Annotated in this window: 13 protein-coding genes and 3 pseudogenes; 6 read left to right on the top strand and 10 right to left on the bottom strand. The window is 62.7% G+C overall.

Features of this window, described 5'->3' with window-relative positions; all coding sequences use genetic code 11:
• Window positions 1-2 precede the first annotated feature (2 nt).
• From MasN3_RS06535 to ilvC, 7 genes are all read right to left on the bottom strand, one after another.
• Window positions 3-1,709 (bottom strand): NAD(P)H-dependent oxidoreductase subunit E, encoded by a 1,707-nt coding sequence (locus tag MasN3_RS06535; RefSeq protein WP_281913124.1) that lies wholly within the window; start codon window positions 1,707-1,709, stop codon window positions 3-5.
• Window positions 1,710-1,728: 19 nt separating this feature from the next.
• Complete coding sequence (locus MasN3_RS06530) at window positions 1,729-2,799, bottom strand: porin (protein ID WP_281913123.1); 1,071 nt, start codon at window positions 2,797-2,799, stop codon at window positions 1,729-1,731.
• A 110-nt stretch (window positions 2,800-2,909) separates the two neighbouring features.
• Window positions 2,910-4,217 (bottom strand): MFS transporter, encoded by a 1,308-nt coding sequence (locus tag MasN3_RS06525; protein WP_281913122.1) that lies wholly within the window; start codon window positions 4,215-4,217, stop codon window positions 2,910-2,912.
• A gap of 145 nt (window positions 4,218-4,362) precedes the next feature.
• A complete protein-coding gene (locus tag MasN3_RS06520) occupies window positions 4,363-5,217 on the bottom strand; it encodes a class II aldolase/adducin family protein (protein ID WP_281913121.1) in 855 nt (284 codons plus the stop codon).
• A gap of 122 nt (window positions 5,218-5,339) precedes the next feature.
• Window positions 5,340-6,332 carry a PDR/VanB family oxidoreductase gene (locus tag MasN3_RS06515; protein ID WP_370662347.1) on the bottom strand — a complete coding sequence of 331 codons (993 nt, stop codon included), beginning with the start codon at window positions 6,330-6,332 and terminating at the stop codon, window positions 5,340-5,342.
• A 99-nt stretch (window positions 6,333-6,431) separates the two neighbouring features.
• On the bottom strand, window positions 6,432-7,964 hold the full coding sequence (locus MasN3_RS06510) for a Rieske 2Fe-2S domain-containing protein (RefSeq protein ID WP_281913119.1): 1,533 nt from the start codon (window positions 7,962-7,964) through the stop codon (window positions 6,432-6,434).
• A 124-nt stretch (window positions 7,965-8,088) separates the two neighbouring features.
• On the bottom strand, window positions 8,089-9,105 hold the full coding sequence (gene ilvC, locus MasN3_RS06505; RefSeq protein WP_281913118.1) for a ketol-acid reductoisomerase: 1,017 nt from the start codon (window positions 9,103-9,105) through the stop codon (window positions 8,089-8,091).
• 166 nt (window positions 9,106-9,271) lie between these two features.
• On the opposite strand from ilvC, the gene MasN3_RS06500 reads away from it, so the two are divergent.
• The gene (locus MasN3_RS06500; protein WP_281913117.1) at window positions 9,272-9,979 is read left to right on the top strand and encodes a GntR family transcriptional regulator; all 708 of its coding nucleotides are present in this window, start codon (window positions 9,272-9,274) and stop codon (window positions 9,977-9,979) included.
• Between the two features lie 337 nt (window positions 9,980-10,316).
• Here the strand turns inward: MasN3_RS06500 and MasN3_RS06495 are convergent, their stop codons facing one another.
• The gene (locus MasN3_RS06495; protein ID WP_281913115.1) at window positions 10,317-11,216 is read right to left on the bottom strand and encodes a LysR family transcriptional regulator; all 900 of its coding nucleotides are present in this window, start codon (window positions 11,214-11,216) and stop codon (window positions 10,317-10,319) included.
• A gap of 108 nt (window positions 11,217-11,324) precedes the next feature.
• Here MasN3_RS06495 and MasN3_RS06490 point away from each other — a divergent pair, with 108 nt between their 5' ends.
• The 4 genes and pseudogenes from MasN3_RS06490 (at window position 11,325) to MasN3_RS06475 (ending at window position 13,550) form a co-directional block, all read left to right on the top strand.
• Window positions 11,325-11,753, top strand: coding sequence for a TerB family tellurite resistance protein (locus MasN3_RS06490; protein WP_281913114.1), 429 nt, complete (start codon window positions 11,325-11,327; stop codon window positions 11,751-11,753).
• A gap of 27 nt (window positions 11,754-11,780) precedes the next feature.
• Window positions 11,781-12,767 (top strand): TerC family protein, encoded by a 987-nt coding sequence (locus MasN3_RS06485; RefSeq protein ID WP_281913113.1) that lies wholly within the window; start codon window positions 11,781-11,783, stop codon window positions 12,765-12,767.
• A gap of 205 nt (window positions 12,768-12,972) precedes the next feature.
• Window positions 12,973-13,326 (top strand): annotated as a pseudogene (locus tag MasN3_RS06480) (MFS transporter); the annotation flags it as partial.
• Between the two features lie 77 nt (window positions 13,327-13,403).
• Window positions 13,404-13,550: a hypothetical protein gene (locus MasN3_RS06475; protein WP_281913112.1), complete on the top strand. Its 147-nt coding sequence runs from the start codon at window positions 13,404-13,406 to the stop codon at window positions 13,548-13,550.
• A 131-nt stretch (window positions 13,551-13,681) separates the two neighbouring features.
• Here the strand turns inward: MasN3_RS06475 and MasN3_RS06470 are convergent.
• Window positions 13,682-14,812, bottom strand: a pseudogene (locus tag MasN3_RS06470) (SGNH/GDSL hydrolase family protein).
• Window positions 14,813-15,027: 215 nt separating this feature from the next.
• Here MasN3_RS06470 and MasN3_RS06465 point away from each other — a divergent pair.
• Window positions 15,028-15,231 (top strand): annotated as a pseudogene (locus tag MasN3_RS06465) (glucarate dehydratase); the annotation flags it as partial.
• On the opposite strand, the gene MasN3_RS06460 reads toward MasN3_RS06465, so the two are convergent.
• Entirely contained in the window at window positions 15,226-16,176 is a 951-nt protein-coding gene (locus tag MasN3_RS06460) for an IS481 family transposase (protein ID WP_281913111.1), read from the bottom strand. The pseudogene MasN3_RS06465 and the gene MasN3_RS06460 sit on opposite strands and share 6 nt — an antisense overlap.
• Window positions 16,177-16,236 lie beyond the last annotated feature (60 nt).

Below are 16,236 nucleotides of genomic sequence, written 5' to 3'. Positions count from 1 at the left end.
ACTTATCTCGCTAGCTCATGCGGGAAGTATTTGATGACGCAGTCGATCGGGTTCGGCGCCGCCTGGCCCAGGCCACAGATCGAGGCGTCGCGCATCACCTGCGACAGCTCGCCCAGCAGGACCGTGTCCCACTGCGGCTGGCGAATCAGGTCGAGCGCCTTGGCGGTGCCGTTGCGGCAAGGCGTGCACTGGCCGCAGGACTCATCCTTGAAGAAGGCCAGGGTGTTGCGCGCGGCGCTGACCGCGCTGTCGTGCTGCGACAGCACCACCACCGCGGCCGAGCCGATGAAGCAGCCGTAGGGCTGCAGGGTATCGAAGTCGAGCGGGATGTCGCCCATCGAGGCCGGCAGGATCCCGCCCGAGGCGCCGCCCGGCAGGTAGGCGTAGAAGGCGTGGCCATCCTGCATGCCGCCGCAGTATTCCTCGATCAGCTCGACGATGGTGATGCCGGCCGGGGCCAGCTTGACGCCCGGGTCGCGCACCCGGCCCGAAACCGAGAACGAGCGCAGGCCGCGCCGTCCGTGGCGTCCGTGGCTGGCGAACCAGTCGGCGCCGCGCTCGAGGATGTCGCGCACCCAGTGCAGCGACTCGAAGTTGTGTTCCAGGGTCGGGCGCCCGAACAGGCCGACCTGGGCCACGTAGGGCGGACGCAGGCGCGGCATGCCGCGCTTGCCTTCGATCGATTCGATCATCGCCGACTCTTCGCCGCAGATGTAGGCGCCGGCGCCGCGGCGCAGGTAGATCGGCGGCATGTTGGCCAGCGGCGGATCGCGGCGCAACTTGTCCAGCTCCGCTTCCAGCATCGCGCGGCAGCCGTGGTATTCGTCGCGCAGGTAGATGTAGATGGCCTCGATGCCCACCGCCCAGGCCGCGATCAGCGCGCCTTCCAGGAAGCGGTGCGGGTCGCGCTCGAGGTAGACGCGGTCCTTGAAGGTGCCGGGCTCGCCTTCGTCGATGTTGATGGCCATCAGGCGCGGGCCTGGCTCGGCGCGCACGATGCGCCACTTGCGGCCCAGCGGGAAGCCGGCGCCGCCGAGTCCGCGCAGGCCGGAGGCTTCCAGCGTGCCGATCACCTGCTCGACGTCGACCGTGCCGGCCACACAGGCCTGCAGCAGCGCGTAGCCGCCGCCGGCGCGGTAGGCGTCGTAATCCAGGTGCTCGGTCGGCTCTTCGCGCGTCTGCCCGGCTGCGACCCTGGCGGCGACCTGTTCGGCACTGGCCTGCGGCACCGCCCGCTGCCCCACCACCGCCACCGGCGCCTGTTCGCAGCGGCCGACGCAGGGCGCTTCCAGCACCCTCACCTCGCGTCCCAGCAGGCCAGGGAGCCGCTCCAGCAGCGCCCGTGCGCCTGCCATCTCGCAGGAGAGGCTGGCGCAGACCCGCACCGTGAGCGCGGCGGGCCGGGCCTCGCCTTCCTTTACCAGGTCGAAATGGTGATAGAAGCTTGCGACCTCGTAGACCTCGGCCTGGGCCAGGCGCATCTCCTGGGCCAGCGCGGCCAGGTGCCGGCTCTCCAGGCAGCCGTAGCGGTCCTGGATCTTGTGCAGGTGCTCGATCAGGAGGTCGGGCTGGCGCGATTCAAGGCCCAGCAGGGCCTGCACCTCGGCCAGCGCCTGCGGATCGACGCGCCGGCCCTTCGGGGCTGCGCGTTTGCGTTGGCGACTGGCGCCGTCGCCGAGGCGGGCAATCGGAATGACTGGGTAGTTCATTAACAGTCCCGGTGAATACTCAGAACGCGTGCCGGATGCCAAAGCTGGTGGCCCGGTCACCGGTGCCGGCTTCGATCGCGCTGCCCACCGTATAGCTGGCGCCGTTGCGGTTGTCGATCCGCGCATAGCTCGCATGCAGCTCCGTTCGCTTGGACAGGCTGTAGCGGTAGCCTATCGCGATCTGATTGGCATTCTGGTTGCGCACCGTGCGGTCATCCTTATAGATATAGGAAGCCATCAGCGCGTGCATCCCGAATGGTACCGTCAGCCCCAGCAACGCATCCCGGCTGTCGGTCGATGCCACCGGAGCCGTTGGCCGGCCAAACGGATTGTTGTTATTGCGCCAGACCGCGCTGTTCAAGCCCTTGTTGCGGCCGAGGATACCGTACAGTTTGACGACGCCGAAATCATATACGGCGCCGAGCACGAGATTCCTGGCATTTTCGGTATCCTTCAGCGTGGCCGTATCGTTGTTGCGGTCGTGGTAGCCGAGGCGGACCCGTAGCGGCCCGGTCGCGTACTCGATGGCGCCGCCGAGTTGGCGCCCGGAGGCGTTGTCACCGGATACCTCGCCCGGTGCGGCGACGAGTTCGACGATGAAACCATTGAACTTGGGGGAGATGTACTTGACCGTATTGTCCATCCGGCTGAACGAGTTCCCGGTCACGGAAATCATGTTCTTGGTGTCGCCCACATAGCCGGAGGCGAACGGGTCGGCCATCACGGTGGTCATGTATTCCGGTGTGTACTGGCGACCGATGGTAACGACGCCGAAATTCCCCTGCAAGCCTACATACACCTGGCGTCCGAACAGCAGGCCGCCCTGCCCCATTTCGCCCGTGTCGGCCTGAAAGCCGCTTTCGAGCAGGAAGACCGCCGATAGCCCGTTGCCGAGATCTTCGCTCCCTTTAAAGCCGATGCGCGAGCCGGCGCCAACACCACTGCTCACTTTGTTGACTGTACCGACCTTGCCGCCTGCTTCCTGCACGATCGCCAGGTCCAGCAGGCCGTACACGGTCACCTGGCTCTGGGCATGAGATGTGCCCGCAAGGATGCCGAGCAGGGCCAATGCGAAATGCGCCTTCTTCATGATGAACTCCTGAATGTTCTTGCCATGCAGCTGCCTGCCCGGCTGGAGCCACCGCCTTGCGAAAGCAGGGCGATGGCCAGCCGGGTGGTCGGGGCTGCCTTTTGGGGCGCTTATTTGCGGTTGACGAGCTTGGCCGGCACGGTAAATACCAGCAAGCTGCCCAGGACCAGGCACACCGCCAGTACCAGCACACCTGAGTCGGTACTGTTGGTCGCGGTCTTGACGACGCCGAGCAGGTAGGGCGCCACTAGTCCGGAGAAGCTGCCGATCGAGTTGGCGATCGCGATACCCGCCGCCGCCGCCGCGCCGCTCAGGATGGCCGGAGGCAGGGTCCAGAACTGCGAGATCGTGGTCATGATGCCCATCGTTGCCAGGGTCAACGCGAGCATCGCCACCGCCGTGTTGTCGGCATACGCCACGCTCCAGGCCAGGCCAATCGCCCCGGCGATACCTGCCAGCGCGAGGTGCCAGCGACGTTCATGACGACGGTCCGAACTGCGACCGGTCATGATCATCGCCCCGGTAGCGAAGGCATACGGGATCACTGTCAGCAGGCCAATGTCGAGCGCATTGTCCACGCCGCTCGCCTTGACGATGGACGGCAGCCAGAAGCTGATGCCGTACAGGCCCATCGTGAAGAACAGGTAGATGAAGCTCAGCAGCCACACACGCGGATTGGTGAAGCCGTCGCGCAGCGCATGATGCTTGCCGTGCTGGTCCTGGCTCAGGTTATGCTCGAGGATGGCTTTCTGACGTTCGGTGAGCCATTTGGCATCCGAGATTTTATCGTTGAGGAAAAAGTAAGCGATAAATCCGAGGATGACGGTCGGAATCGCCTCCAGCACGAACAGCCACTGCCACGCAGCCATGCCCTGGACATTATCCATGTTGGCCATGATAAAGCCCGACAGAGGGCCGCCGATCACACCCGACATGGGAATACCGGTCAGGAACAGGGCCGTGACCTTGCCGCATTTATTGGCCGGGAACCAGTAGGTCAGGTACAGCAGGATCGCCGGAATGAAACCGGCTTCGGCGACGCCGAGCAGGAAGCGCAGCACATAGAAGCTGGTCGGGGTCGTAACGAACATCATCGAGCCGGAGATGATGCCCCAGGTGATCATGATCCGTGCAATCCAGACCCGGGCGCCAACCCGCAGCATGATCAGGTTGCTGGGTACTTCGAACAGCAGGTAACCGACGAAGAACACGCCGGCGCCGAGTCCGTAGACAGCCTCGCTGAAGCCGAGGTCGCTCATCATCTGGAGCTTGGCGAAACCGACGTTCACCCGGTCCAGGTAGGCGAAGACGTAGCAGATAAATAGGAATGGTAGAAGGCGCCACGTGACCTTGGCATAGGCCGCAGCGGCCTCGTCACGCGTGATGGCACTACCGACCAACGTAGTCGAGCTCAACATTGTTTGTCTCCTGATGGTGTATGAACACGCTACGTTCGGCAGCGGGCTTGCGGCCTTCGTAGTCTTCTGTTCTTTGGGGGAGGCTGCCGCAGACGGCAGCCCTGGAACAATGTGGTGCAACTGGCCCGCAGGCCAGGGAAGAGGATTAATCGAACATGTCAGGCTGCATCGCGGCGATCTGGTCATAGATCGGCTGGAAGTGCAGCCAGCCGATGTATTCGCTGCCGACGTGCTCGCGGCTGTAGCGCGAGCGCTCTGGCGGCACCATCTTCGGCTTGATGCCGGTTGCCTCCACCAGCAGTTGCTGCTGGCAGCAGCGTTCGAGCGCGATGAACCAGAACGCGGCCGATTCGATGCTGTGGCGGCTGGCCGTCAGCAAGCCGTGGTTCTGGTGGATGGCGGCCTTGACCTCCTTGAACCAGTCGCACACCGCCAGGCCCGCCTTCTCCTCCACCGCGACCTGTCCAGCCTCGTCCTGGATGACGATATGGTCTTCGAAGAAGGCTGCCGCATCCTGGCTGATCGGGTCGAGCGGGCGTCCGAGGGCGGCGAAAGCAGTGCCGTAGACGGTATGCGCGTGGCACATCGCCATGATGTCCGGATGCGCTTCGTGGACAGCTGCGTGCAGGACGAAGCCGGCGCGGTTGATCGCGTAGTCTCCCTCTACCACGCGGCCCTTGTGGTCAGCCAGGATCAGGTTGGACACCTTCACTTGCGAGAAGTGAACGCACATCGGGTTGGTCCAGTAGAGTTCCGGATGTTCCGGATCGCGCACCGTGAGGTGCCCGGCGAAGCCGTAGTCGTAGCCCTGTTGGGCGAAGGCGCGGCAGGCGGCGACCAGGCGCTGCTTGCGGTGCTGGCGCTCTTCCGCGAAGGACTCGAAGGACGGAATCTCCGGGTAAATCAGGCCTTCCTGCTTCGGATAATAGATCGAGCGCTTGGCGTCGAGCTGCAGGGCAGTCGGCTCGGCGCTCGCCACTTGTTTCACTTTGTCCAGCATGAAATTCTCCTCAGGTTGTCAAATATAAATAACAGATGCATGCCTTGCCGACACAATTGGTTGGCGGCGGATCGGACAGCACCAGGGTCAGGCGAGGTATGTAATGATCGTGACGCAGGGTGTTACAGGTCGAGCACCAGCACGCCGCTCGTGGCACGCGATACGCAAGCGGTCAGCCACTGGCCATGTTCTTCATCGCTCAGGATGTAATCGCGGTGATCGACTTCTCCCTCGAGATAGCGGATCTTGCAGGTGGCGCAGAGGCCGGCCTGGCAGGAGGTCTCGATGCGAATGTTGGCCTGTTCGAGCACGTCGGCGATAGTTCGGTCTGCCGGCACTTCGAGCATCGCGCCGGTGCTGGCGATCTTCACCATGAAGCTACCTGGTGCGACGTTGAGAGCGGACGGGCTGGGCTCAGGGGCCTTGAAGTGTTCAAAGTGAACGGTACCTGCCGGCCAGTGGCTGGCCGCTTCCGCACACGCCTTCATAAAGCCGCCGGGGCCGCAATAGAACACGTGTGTGTCTTCGCCGGTTTCGCTCAAGAGCTTGGCAATGTTCAGCCCGTTGGCCGGGTCCCCATGGTCGAAGTGGAAGTGGAGCTTGCCGTGGTCCCACTTTGCATCGAGTTGTTCCTTGAAGGCGACGCAACCGGCATTCCTGGCGCAGTAGTGCATTTCAAAAGGAACACCCGATGCTTCGAGCGCGTGCGCCATCGACTTCAATGGCGTCATACCGATACCGCCGGCGAGCAGGATGACCTTTTTCGCACCTGGCACCAGCGTGAAGTTGTTGCGCGGCTGGCTGACGGTGACAATGTCCTGCACACGCAGCGAGTCGTGAAGGGCCTTGGAACCGCCCCGCCCTTTCTCGTCGCGTAGGACGGCGATCACGTAACGGTGCCGCTCCATGGGCGAATTACATAGGGAATATTGGCGAATGATGCCGTTCGGCAGGTGGATGTCGATGTGCGCGCCGGCCGTGAACGGCGGCAGCTCTTCGCCGGCGGGATCCACTAGCTCATAGGAGTTGATTCCTTCGGCTTCGTAGCGGATCTGGCGTACCAGCAGCGACAGGTTCGTTTGCTGTCGGCCGACAGCGATAAAGGTCTGATTCATTTCCATGACTGTCTCCTTGATTGCCAGGGTCTGCGCCCTTTATTGCATTGCACGACGTGGACGCAAACACGGGCCGGACCCGCAGGTCCGGCCCGGGCATCAGTTCTTGGTGGACTGTTCCAGCTCGTCGAAACGCTGGCGGACGAAGGCAGCGCGCTCGTCGCCCTTGAGCTTTTCGCTCTCGGTGATGATGGCCACGATCTGGCGCGTCACGTGACGGCGACGCGCCACTTCCTCTTCGACGGTCGCACCTTCCGGCACCTCGAGCACGTTGCCCGAGCAATAGCTGTTGGGTGCGGCGGCGTTGTCACGCAACCATTGCGCGAACTGTTGTGGGCCAGCGGCCGGGTTGGTGCCACGTACGGCGTCACGCAGCATCTTGCGGAACTGGAAGACACCGGCGTCGAACTTGGTTGGGTTCTCGAGCGCGTGCACGGCGATCGGGCGCTGGCTGATGATGGCTTCGTAGTCGCCCGGTGCGTACTGGCATTCCTTGTAGTTCTCGCGTGCACGGTGGTCCGACGGGATCGGCGGCATGTCTTCCAGCTTGTACTTGCCGAAGCGTTCCGGACGGCGCATCGCAACCTGCCCTTCGAGAAAGTCGATGGTTTCGTAGCCGACCATTTCCTTGTTTCCCACGCCGCGGGTATCGATGCCAGGGCCCATGACGCGCCAGCCAATCATCTTGCTGTTGACGTCGTCGACCGGCACGGTCCAGCGCACGATGTGAAAGCGGCTGAACAGCTTCTTCTTCGAACCGTCTTCCGAGGTGTAGGCGTGCAGGCTCAGGTTCGGCAGTACCTGGTGCTGGACGCGCACAAAGAGGCGGTCCTTGTTCACCCGGCGCGCGCCGGCGCAGGCCAGGCCGCGGCCCTGGTGGATCGGGATGAACTGCATGTCCGGGGCCACTTCCATCGACGCCGCCCCCACTTCGTCGAAGGTGGTACCCTGGAACTGGCCGTTCACCACGTTCTTGGCGGCGTGCAGCGCGGTCGGGTGGAAGTTGTCGGCCGCATTGTCCTGCACCTGCAGCCAGTTGCAGTGCTGGAAGTTGCTGTACGGGACCAGCTCATCGCCCTCCGCGACCGTGAAGTTTCCTTCCCACTCAGGGAACGGCGGTTCTTCTTCCGGCGGGCCCATGTAGGCGAAGACCAGGCCATTGCGCTCGAAAGCCTTGTAGGCACCCTGCTTGATCGAGCACGCGTATTTTTCCGCTTCCTTTTCTTCGCCTTTCGGGAAAGGAACATGCAGGCAGGTGCCGTCGATGTCGAACACCATGCCGTGATAGCAGCACATGATGCCCTTCTCCTGAATGGCACCGTATTCCAGCGAGGCACCACGGTGCACGCAATGCGCATGCAGCAGGCCGACGCGGCCGGACTTGTCGCGGAAGGCGACGAGTTCTTCGCCGAGGATCTTCAGGAAGTGCGGCGTGTCGGTCAGCTCCATCGACATGCAGACCGGATGCCAGAAGCGGCGCATGTATTCGCCCATCGGGGTGCCAGGGCCGACCTCGGTCAGTTCCGGATCATGACCGGGAACCTTATTGGTGTGATAGCCCCCGAACGGGATGAGCTTCTTGACGACCGGTTGGGCGGCGGCGGTTTCTGCAGTCTTGTCGCGGGTGTTCATGTTGTCTCCTGTGAAGAATCGATGGCTCCGTGGCCAGTCTGTGCTCAGTATTCTGTATACAAAGTGATTGGGCAAAAAAATTTGCTGCATTGACGAGGGCGCTGTTATTCGCCCTCCACTTACTTCAGTTCTTGCTTCGATCTACCATTTTGCTTGCTGCGATCCAGGGCATCATGGCGCGCAGCTTTTCGCCAACTTGCTCGATCTGGTGTTCGGCATTCAGTCGGCGGCGTGAGCTGAGCGTCGGGGCGCCGGCCTTGTTTTCGAGGATAAAACTCTTCGCGTATTCGCCGGTCTGGATATCCTTCAGGCACTGACGCATTGCGTCCTTGGTCTCCGCGGTTACGATACGCGGGCCGGTGACGTATTCGCCGTACTCTGCGTTGTTGGAAATACCATAATTCATGTTGGCGATGCCGCCTTCGTAGATCAGGTCAACGATCAGTTTCAACTCGTGCAGACACTCGAAGTAGGCCATCTCCGGCGCGTAGCCGGCTTCCACCAAGGTTTCGAAGCCCGCCTTGATCAGCTCGACGGTACCGCCGCACAGCACCGCCTGTTCACCGAACAGGTCGGTCTCGGTCTCTTCACGGAAATCGGTTTCGATGATGCCGGCACGGCCGCCGCCGTTGGCCATGGCGTAGGACAGCGCGATGTCGCGTGCCGAGCCCGACTCGTCCTGATAGACGGCTACCAGGGTTGGTACGCCCCCGCCCTGCACGTAGGTGCTACGCACCGTATGGCCTGGTGCCTTAGGAGCGACCATGATGACGTCAAGGTCACTGCGAGGCACAACCTGACCATAGTGAATATTAAAACCATGGGCAAAGGCCAACACCGCGCCATGCTTTGCGTTCGGCTCAACGTTTTCCTTGTAGACCTGGGCGATGTTCTCGTCCGGCAGCAGGATCATGATGACGTCGGCGCTCTTTACCGCTTCATTGACCTCGGCGACCTTCAGGCCGGCCGCTTCGACTTTGCTCCAGGAGGCGCCGCCGCGGCGCAGCCCCACCGTAACCTTTACGCCCGAGTCGCTCAGGTTCTGGGCATGCGCATGCCCCTGCGAGCCGTAACCGATGATCGCGATCTGCTTGTCCCGGATGAGGGAAAGGTCGCAATCCTTGTCGTAAAAAACTTTCATGACACCCCTTTTTGAGTTCAGTATTCTGTATACAGAGTTCATTCTTGGCCTCTTTCGCCTGGATGTCAAGCTTATTTGGAGGATGTGCGAAAAGTTGTGCATCTTGCCGTACGGAGACAAATTGACTTCATGCCGGATAAACGTATACTGAATACAAAGGTGCCCTATGCTTACAAAATTGTCGAAAATTCAAGTACGTCCTGATCTTGTTGATGAGGTGTATAAGTCACTTCTGGACGCGATCAGCGACGGTTCCCTTCCGCCGGGTGCACGGATTACCCAGGAGGAGATCGCGGAGCAGATGAGCGTATCGCGCTCACCTGTCCTGCAGGCTCTTCGGCTGCTTAAGAAGGACGGCTTGGTACAAGATGCTCCCGGACGCGGAATTCTTATTGCAGAACTTGACCCGCAATGGATCGGTAACCTGTACCAAGTACGTGGCGCCCTTGATACCTTAGCGGCAAGGCTTGCAGCCGAACGACACGCCGACATCGGCATCGAGATCATCGAGGCGGGGCGGCGAGCAGCGCGTGGAAACGACGTCAAGGCCATGATCGAGGCCGATATTGCGTTCCATATGGCTATTTATCATGCGTCGGGAAATCCTCTCATCGTTGAGACTACCCAACTGCATTGGGCGCACTTGCGCCGTGTGATGGGTGCTGTGCTGCAGTCAGCTGGTCAACGGGAGTCGATCTGGGATGAACACGAAGAAATTGCGAACGCAATCAAGGCAGGCGATGTCAGCCGCGCGGTAGAACTGTCCGACGGGCATGCGGTGGTAGCACGCCAGAACTTGGTATCCCGCCTGGATGAAGTATTAGGAACGTCTTCAACGACGCAGAAGCCGCGAACGGCTGCACTGGCGTTATGAGCCGTACTCTTGACGTCGAAACTAGACAGCGAATCTGCTTCTACCATGGTGATGGAAGCTGGTGGCATTGCAATTAGCTTGGCACTGTGCGTGCGTGAGCATATCCTTCCCGCTACGACGCTATCCGGCTCGGACGGCCGTCCGTGCAGCGGGCTGCTGAACAATAGGGCAAAAGCGAGTGTGGCGCGACCGAACCAGGCGAGCTCCATGGTCCATCCTGTCCGTCAGTGGGGAACGAACACTGTAGCGGAGGCATCAACGAAGACTTTGCCTCACTTCAGTCGAGAAGAAGCAGATAACTACAAGGTCCTCGCGCTGCACGCAGGACCTGCCCGGCTCAGGCCCCGTGCCCGAACACCGCCCCCGCCCCTTCCAGGATCCGCCGCACCGCCGGATGCCCTTCCCTCCTCTCCACCGACACGGCATAAAAATGCTCGACGATGCTGTCGATGGTGCCGACTTCCACCAGCCCGGTTTCGAGCTGCACGATGCTCGAGAGCACCGTGGGCGCCGCCATGAAGCCGGTACCGGCAGAGGCGAAGGACTTCAGCAGCGCGCCGTCGTCGAATTCGCCCACCGTGATCGGACGCAGGTCGTGGCGCTCGAACCAGCTCTTGAGCTGGGTGTGGACGGCAGCGTCCTGGCCGGGCAGCAGGAAGGGCGCGTTGCGCAGGCGCTGCGGGAACTCGCCCGGCCATGCCCGGCATAGCTCCGGGTGGCCGAACACGGTGAGCGTGCTCGACCCCAGCCGCTGGGTGTAGCCGCGCACCGCGCCGCCGGTGGGCAGGCCCTGGTCGGCGATCACCAGATCGAGCTTATGGGCGGCGAGATCGACCACCAGGTCGTCGAAGCGCCCTTCGCGGCAGATCAGGCGCATCGCCAGGCCGACTTCGCGCGCAGGCTGCAGCAGGCGGAAGGCCATCGGCTTGGCGATCACGTCGCAGATGCCGACCCGCAGGGTTTCATCGCCCGTAAAGGCGCCGCGCCGCACTGCCTGCTCCAGCTCGTTGCCGAGGTCGAAGATCTGCTCGGCGTAGCGCAGCACGGTCTTGCCGGCCTCGGTGAGCTCCAGCACCCGCCCCTTCTTCTTGAACAGTTCCTCGCCCAGCTGCTCTTCCAGCACCTGCAGCTGCATGCTGATCGCCTGCGCCGTCACGTGCAGCTGCTCGGCCGCGCGCGCCACCGTGCCATGGGTGGCGACCGCGTGGAAGTAATGCAGGTGCTTGTAGTTGATCATCGCGATAAAACCTCAATAAAACTTACGCTTTACGAAAGATTAATCGATTTTACTTTAGTTTTGTGCGCTTCTATAGTGATCTCACTTACACACAACAACGAGGTCACCATGCACACTTATCAAACCAATAGTTCCGAAGCCGTCAGCCGCATCCTGGCGCTGACCATGATCGTGGACGGCCACGTGAGCCCGTCCGAGGTGAGTGCCATGCACCGCTCCCCCTACCTGCAGCAGGTGCAGATCGACGACGACACCTTCGATCGCACCTTGCGCCAGCTGTGCGAGGACCTGCTCGATGCCGCGGCCAACCGCCATGCCGGCATGGTCGAGATCGACCCGCGCCTGATGGACGCCCTGCTGCTCGACATCCGCGATCCGCTGCTGCAGATCCGCGTGTGGCGGACCATGGTCGACATCGTGCATGCCGACGGCCACCTCGACGGCCGCGAAGCGACCCTGGTGCGGCGCGCGGCGCGCGCCTGGTTCGGCCAGATTGATGCCGAGGATTCCTTCACCACTGCGGCCCTGGCCAACTAAGGCCGCCTGTTCTAAACGGAGACCATCATGGAATTGTTGACTACGCTCTGGCTCGGCACGCCAGCCTGGAGCTGGCTGGTGTTCCTCGCCATCGTCGTGGTGCTGCTGGCCTTCGACCTCGGTGTGCTGAACAAGAAGGACCACGTCATCGGGGTCAAGGAAAGCCTGAAGCTGTCGGCGCTGTACATCGCCGCGGGCCTGCTGTTCGGCCTGTGGGTCTGGCATGAATTTGGCAGCGAGAAGGGCATGCACTTCTATACGGGCTTCCTGATCGAAAAGAGCCTGTCGCTGGATAACATTTTCGTGATCTCGCTGATCTTCGCCACCCTGGCGATCCCGCCGCTGTACCAGCACCGCGTGCTGTTCTGGGGCATCATGGGTGTGATCATCACGCGCGGCATCATGATCGGCGCCGGCACCGCCCTGGTGGAAAGCTATTACTGGACCCTGTACATCTTCGGCGCCTTCCTGGTCTTCACCGGCATCAAGATGTTTTTCGTGGATAGCGACAGCGGCGACATCCGCGAGAGCCGCGTCCTGTCCTGGCTGAAGCGCCACATGCGCATCACGCCTGAGCTGCACGGCAACCACTTCCTGGTGCGCCAGCCGGACCCGGCGCGACCAGGCAAGACCCTGCTGTGGGCGACGCCGCTGTTCCTGGCGCTGTGCATGGTGGAGATCACCGACGTGGTGTTCGCGGTCGACAGCGTGCCCGCCATCTTTGCGATCACCAGCGACCCGTTCATCGTCTACACCTCGAACATCTTCGCGGTGCTGGGCCTGCGTGCGCTGTACTTCGCGCTGGCGGCGATGGTGGCGCGCTTCCACTACCTGAAGTACTCGCTGGCCGCGGTGCTGGTCTTCATCGGCTCGAAGATCTTCCTGGGCGACTTCGTCTTCGGCGGCAAGGTGCCGGCCGAGCTGTCGCTGGCGGTAACCGGACTGCTGCTCGCCTCGGGCATCCTGTACTCGCTGTGGAAGACCCGCAAGGACCCGCCGGCGGTGGCGGGCTAAGGGTCACCCCGCACGGCGGCGCTGGCGGGCGCGCACACGGAGGCGCCCGCCGGCGACAGCCGCAACAGTCGATCCCGGCTGTTGACTCCGTACCAAGCCTCAGCCATACTCGGATAAATGCTAGCGCTATCATTTAGTGATATATAAATGGTAGCAACTGGTTCCGGCGCGCCAGACGCCTGACCTATAACGATATCCGAGACACATGAGCCATCCAAAAGCGACCCCTGCACGCTTGGGAGTAGTCGAGAAGCTCGGCTACAGCCTGGGCGACCTTGCCGCCAACCTGATCTTCCAGACCCTCCTGACCTTCATCGCCTTCTTCTACACGGACGTGTACAAGGTCAGCCCGGGCGCCGCGGCTTCCATCATCTTCATCGGCGGCATCGTCGGCGCCTGCTTCAATCCCCTGATGGGCCTGCTGGCGGACCGCACCCACACGCGCTGGGGCAAGTTCCGCCCCTGGATCCTGTGGACCTCGATTCCCTTCGGTCTCACCGCGCTGCTGGCCTTCAGCACGCCCGATCTCGGGCAGCAGGGCAAGATCGTCTATGCGCTGCTGACCTATATCCTGCTGATGCTGGTCTACTCGGCCAATAACCTGCCCTACTCGGCCAGCGCCTGGCCCAGCAGCGCGTGGAGGCGCAGTGGTGGCGCGATGCCTGCCTGGCGTATTTCATGCACGTGTCGGGACGGGCGCTGCCGGCCGGGTCGAAGGCGCCGGCGCAGCCGCTCGAGTACTACCGCGTGCAGCGTTTCCCGTACGCGCCTGGTAACGGCTGAGCCGTTCGTAGGGGTGATCTGGTCCAGTGGACCAGATCACGGTCTCCCGTCCGCGCGTTCAACTCACGGATGCGCTGCCACTGCGCTTGCACTGGCTGAACGCGCGGACGGCATAGCCGTCCACCCTACCGTCAGCGGCGGCACTCCTTTAGCAATGCCAAGGGCACCGCCTCCGCCATCGCCTGGTAGCCCGCCATGTTCGGATGCAGCCCATCATTGTCATACGCCTTGCCCAGACGATCCGGCCGCGCCGGATCGCGCAGCGCCGCATCGAAGTCGATCACCCCGTCGAACACGCCCGAGCGGCGGATCCAGTCGTTGTAGGCCAGTCGATCCTGTTCGTTCGGCGCCTTGGGATGGTAGTACTCGCTGCCGGCATAAGGGCCGATGGTGGCGCCGATCACGCACACGCCGCGCGCATGGGCGCGCGCCACCGACTGGCGCAGTGCTTCCTGCATGTCGGCCAGCAGCTGCCGGCGCGCCTCAAGGCTGTCCTTCGCATCACGGTGCTAGGTGCCGAAGTCGTTCACGCCGATCAGGACGATCGCATGGCGCACGCCGGGCCGCCCCAGGACGTCACGCTCGAAGCGCGCCGTCATGTTGGGGCCAAGGCCGTCGCGCAGCAGGCGCCCGCCGCCGATCCCCGCATTCACCACCCCTATTCCGCCCATGCCGGCCTGGCGCAGCCTGGTCGCCAGGCCGTCGGTCCAGCGCAGGTTGGTGTGCGGCGCGACGCCATAGCCGTCGGTGATCGAGTCGCCGATCGCCACCACGGCATGCGTGCCGGGCTGGTCCTCGACCTCGATCCCGGCCAGCTGGTACCAGCGCGTGAAGCGCGACGCCTGCGGCAGCTCGTCCGCTGCCAGGTGCTGTCCCGGCGCGATGAAACTGGTGGCGCGGGCGCCCGGGTGGCCGGTCTGGCGGCTGGGGGCATCCGGGTAATGGATCGACACCGCCAGGTCGGCTCCGACCGCATGGGAGATGGCGACCGGGTCGCTCAGGTATTCGGCGCCGGCCGGGATCGTGACCGCGGCGGCGCCGCCGAAGCGCAGGACGCGGCTGCTGCCGGGCACGATGCTGGAGCGGCCGGGCCCGTCCGACAGCGCGATGCTGGCGCCGCCGATCGCCAGCGGCTCGGTGCCGAAGACATTGCTGAACCTGACGCGCAGGCGCGCGCCGCCGAGCGACACCCGCACGACCTGGCGCAAGGTGGCGTCCTGCCACTGGGCGGGCACCAGCTGGTGCTCGGGGCCGGGCAGCATGTTCGCGGTTCCCCAGGATGCCACCCACTGTCCTTCGGAGGCAACCGGGCCGCCGGAAGCGGCACACCCAGCCAGCAGCATGGCAGCCAGCGCGGCTGCCAGAATCGATTGACGCGCCATCGCAATTCCTTCACACTGGTTATGTTAGCGCAATCATTTTATTTGATACCAATGTTACGAGCAAGTTCCATCCTTGCTTGCAAGGAGACTCTTCCATGAATCCGATCCAGCCACACGCCAGCCCGACCGTCACCGAGATGCAGGTGATTCCGGTGGCCGGCACGGACAGCATGCTGCTCAACCTGTGCGGCGCCCATGCACCCTACTTCACGCGCATCCTGGTGCTGCTGAAGGACAGCGCCGGCAACACCGGCTTGGGTGAAGTGCCGGGGTCGAGCGGCATCCTGCGTGCGCTAGATGTGAAGTTGCAAGAGGTTGTTTCGGTTGGTTGAGAGCCTGGACATTGGCGCCTTGCCGCTGATGCCCTGGTGCGGGCGATGCCAGTTGTAATGATGGATCCACTCACGCAGCGTGGCTGCACGCTCGTCGGAGCTCTTGTAGACGAAGCCGTAGGCCCATTCACGTAACGCCGACTGGATGAAGCGTTCGGCTTTGCCGTTGGTCTGGGGCCGGTAGGGCTTGGTAAAACGGTGCTTCAGGTCCAGCCCTGTGCAAACGCGGCTAAAACTCTTTGCACGGAAGGCCGAGCCATTATCGGTCAGCAGCCGCTTGGGTTTCGCACCCAGCGAGCAGTAATACGCATGAGCGTTCGCCAGGAAGCGGCAGGCGCTTTCCTGTGACTCATCAGGGTGCAGCTCGGTGTACGCAATCCGGGCATGATCGTCGACGGCCACAAACAACACTTCCCAGCCCGCACCGCGGCTGCGGTCACGACGGTCACCAGTAGCCCGGTGACCGGTCTTCTCGATCCGGCCTAGCTTCTTCGTATCGATGTGTATGAGGTCGCCCGGATTCTCGTGCTCATAACGCTTCACTGGATCGGCCGGTTCCAGATCCGACAATCGCGCCAGGCCAGCACGACCGAGCACACGGCTTACCGTGGCTTTTGATAGCGACAAATACTCGGCGATGCGTGCTTGCGTCATTCGCTTCTTGCGCAGCTCAACGATGGTCAGCGCCTTCGATTCATCAATGGCACGCGGACTGCAGTTAGGACGTGAAGAGCGGTCAACCAAACCTGGCTTTCCCTCGGCGAGAAAGCGACCGACCCATTTGCGCACGGTTGCTGCGCTGACGCCGTATAACTGCGCCGCTTGGCTATCAGGCAAACGAGATTTCAGGACGTCTTCGACCATTTCGACTCGACGGATGAAGGTCAATCGGGCATTCTTATGGATGTTCATTCGGTTGGTTTCCTTGAGAACTGGGGGTTTGGCGATTTCCAGTTTCGCAAATCCAATCCG

The sequence above is a fragment of the Massilia varians genome (assembly GCF_027923905.1).
GTDB lineage: Bacteria > Pseudomonadota > Gammaproteobacteria > Burkholderiales > Burkholderiaceae_D > Telluria > Telluria varians_B.
This window is presented reverse-complemented; position numbering and strand designations above follow the sequence as displayed.

Excerpts from the sequence above, each read along its gene's own strand:
- MasN3_RS06535 (WP_281913124.1), bottom strand. The coding sequence starts at position 1,709 with ATGAACTACCCAGTCATTCCGATTGCCCGCCTCGGCGACGGCGCCAGT.
- MasN3_RS06490 (WP_281913114.1), top strand. The coding sequence starts at position 11,325 with ATGCACACTTATCAAACCAATAGTTCCGAAGCCGTCAGCCGCATCCTG.
- MasN3_RS06530 (WP_281913123.1), bottom strand. The coding sequence starts at position 2,799 with ATGAAGAAGGCGCATTTCGCATTGGCCCTGCTCGGCATCCTTGCGGGC.
- MasN3_RS06515 (WP_370662347.1), bottom strand. The coding sequence starts at position 6,332 with ATGAATCAGACCTTTATCGCTGTCGGCCGACAGCAAACGAACCTGTCG.
- MasN3_RS06460 (WP_281913111.1), bottom strand. The coding sequence starts at position 16,176 with ATGAACATCCATAAGAATGCCCGATTGACCTTCATCCGTCGAGTCGAA.
- MasN3_RS06495 (WP_281913115.1), bottom strand. The coding sequence starts at position 11,216 with ATGATCAACTACAAGCACCTGCATTACTTCCACGCGGTCGCCACCCAT.
- MasN3_RS06500 (WP_281913117.1), top strand. The coding sequence starts at position 9,272 with ATGCTTACAAAATTGTCGAAAATTCAAGTACGTCCTGATCTTGTTGAT.
- MasN3_RS06485 (WP_281913113.1), top strand. The coding sequence starts at position 11,781 with ATGGAATTGTTGACTACGCTCTGGCTCGGCACGCCAGCCTGGAGCTGG.
- MasN3_RS06520 (WP_281913121.1), bottom strand. The coding sequence starts at position 5,217 with ATGCTGGACAAAGTGAAACAAGTGGCGAGCGCCGAGCCGACTGCCCTG.
- MasN3_RS06525 (WP_281913122.1), bottom strand. The coding sequence starts at position 4,217 with ATGTTGAGCTCGACTACGTTGGTCGGTAGTGCCATCACGCGTGACGAG.
- ilvC (WP_281913118.1), bottom strand. The coding sequence starts at position 9,105 with ATGAAAGTTTTTTACGACAAGGATTGCGACCTTTCCCTCATCCGGGAC.
- MasN3_RS06510 (WP_281913119.1), bottom strand. The coding sequence starts at position 7,964 with ATGAACACCCGCGACAAGACTGCAGAAACCGCCGCCGCCCAACCGGTC.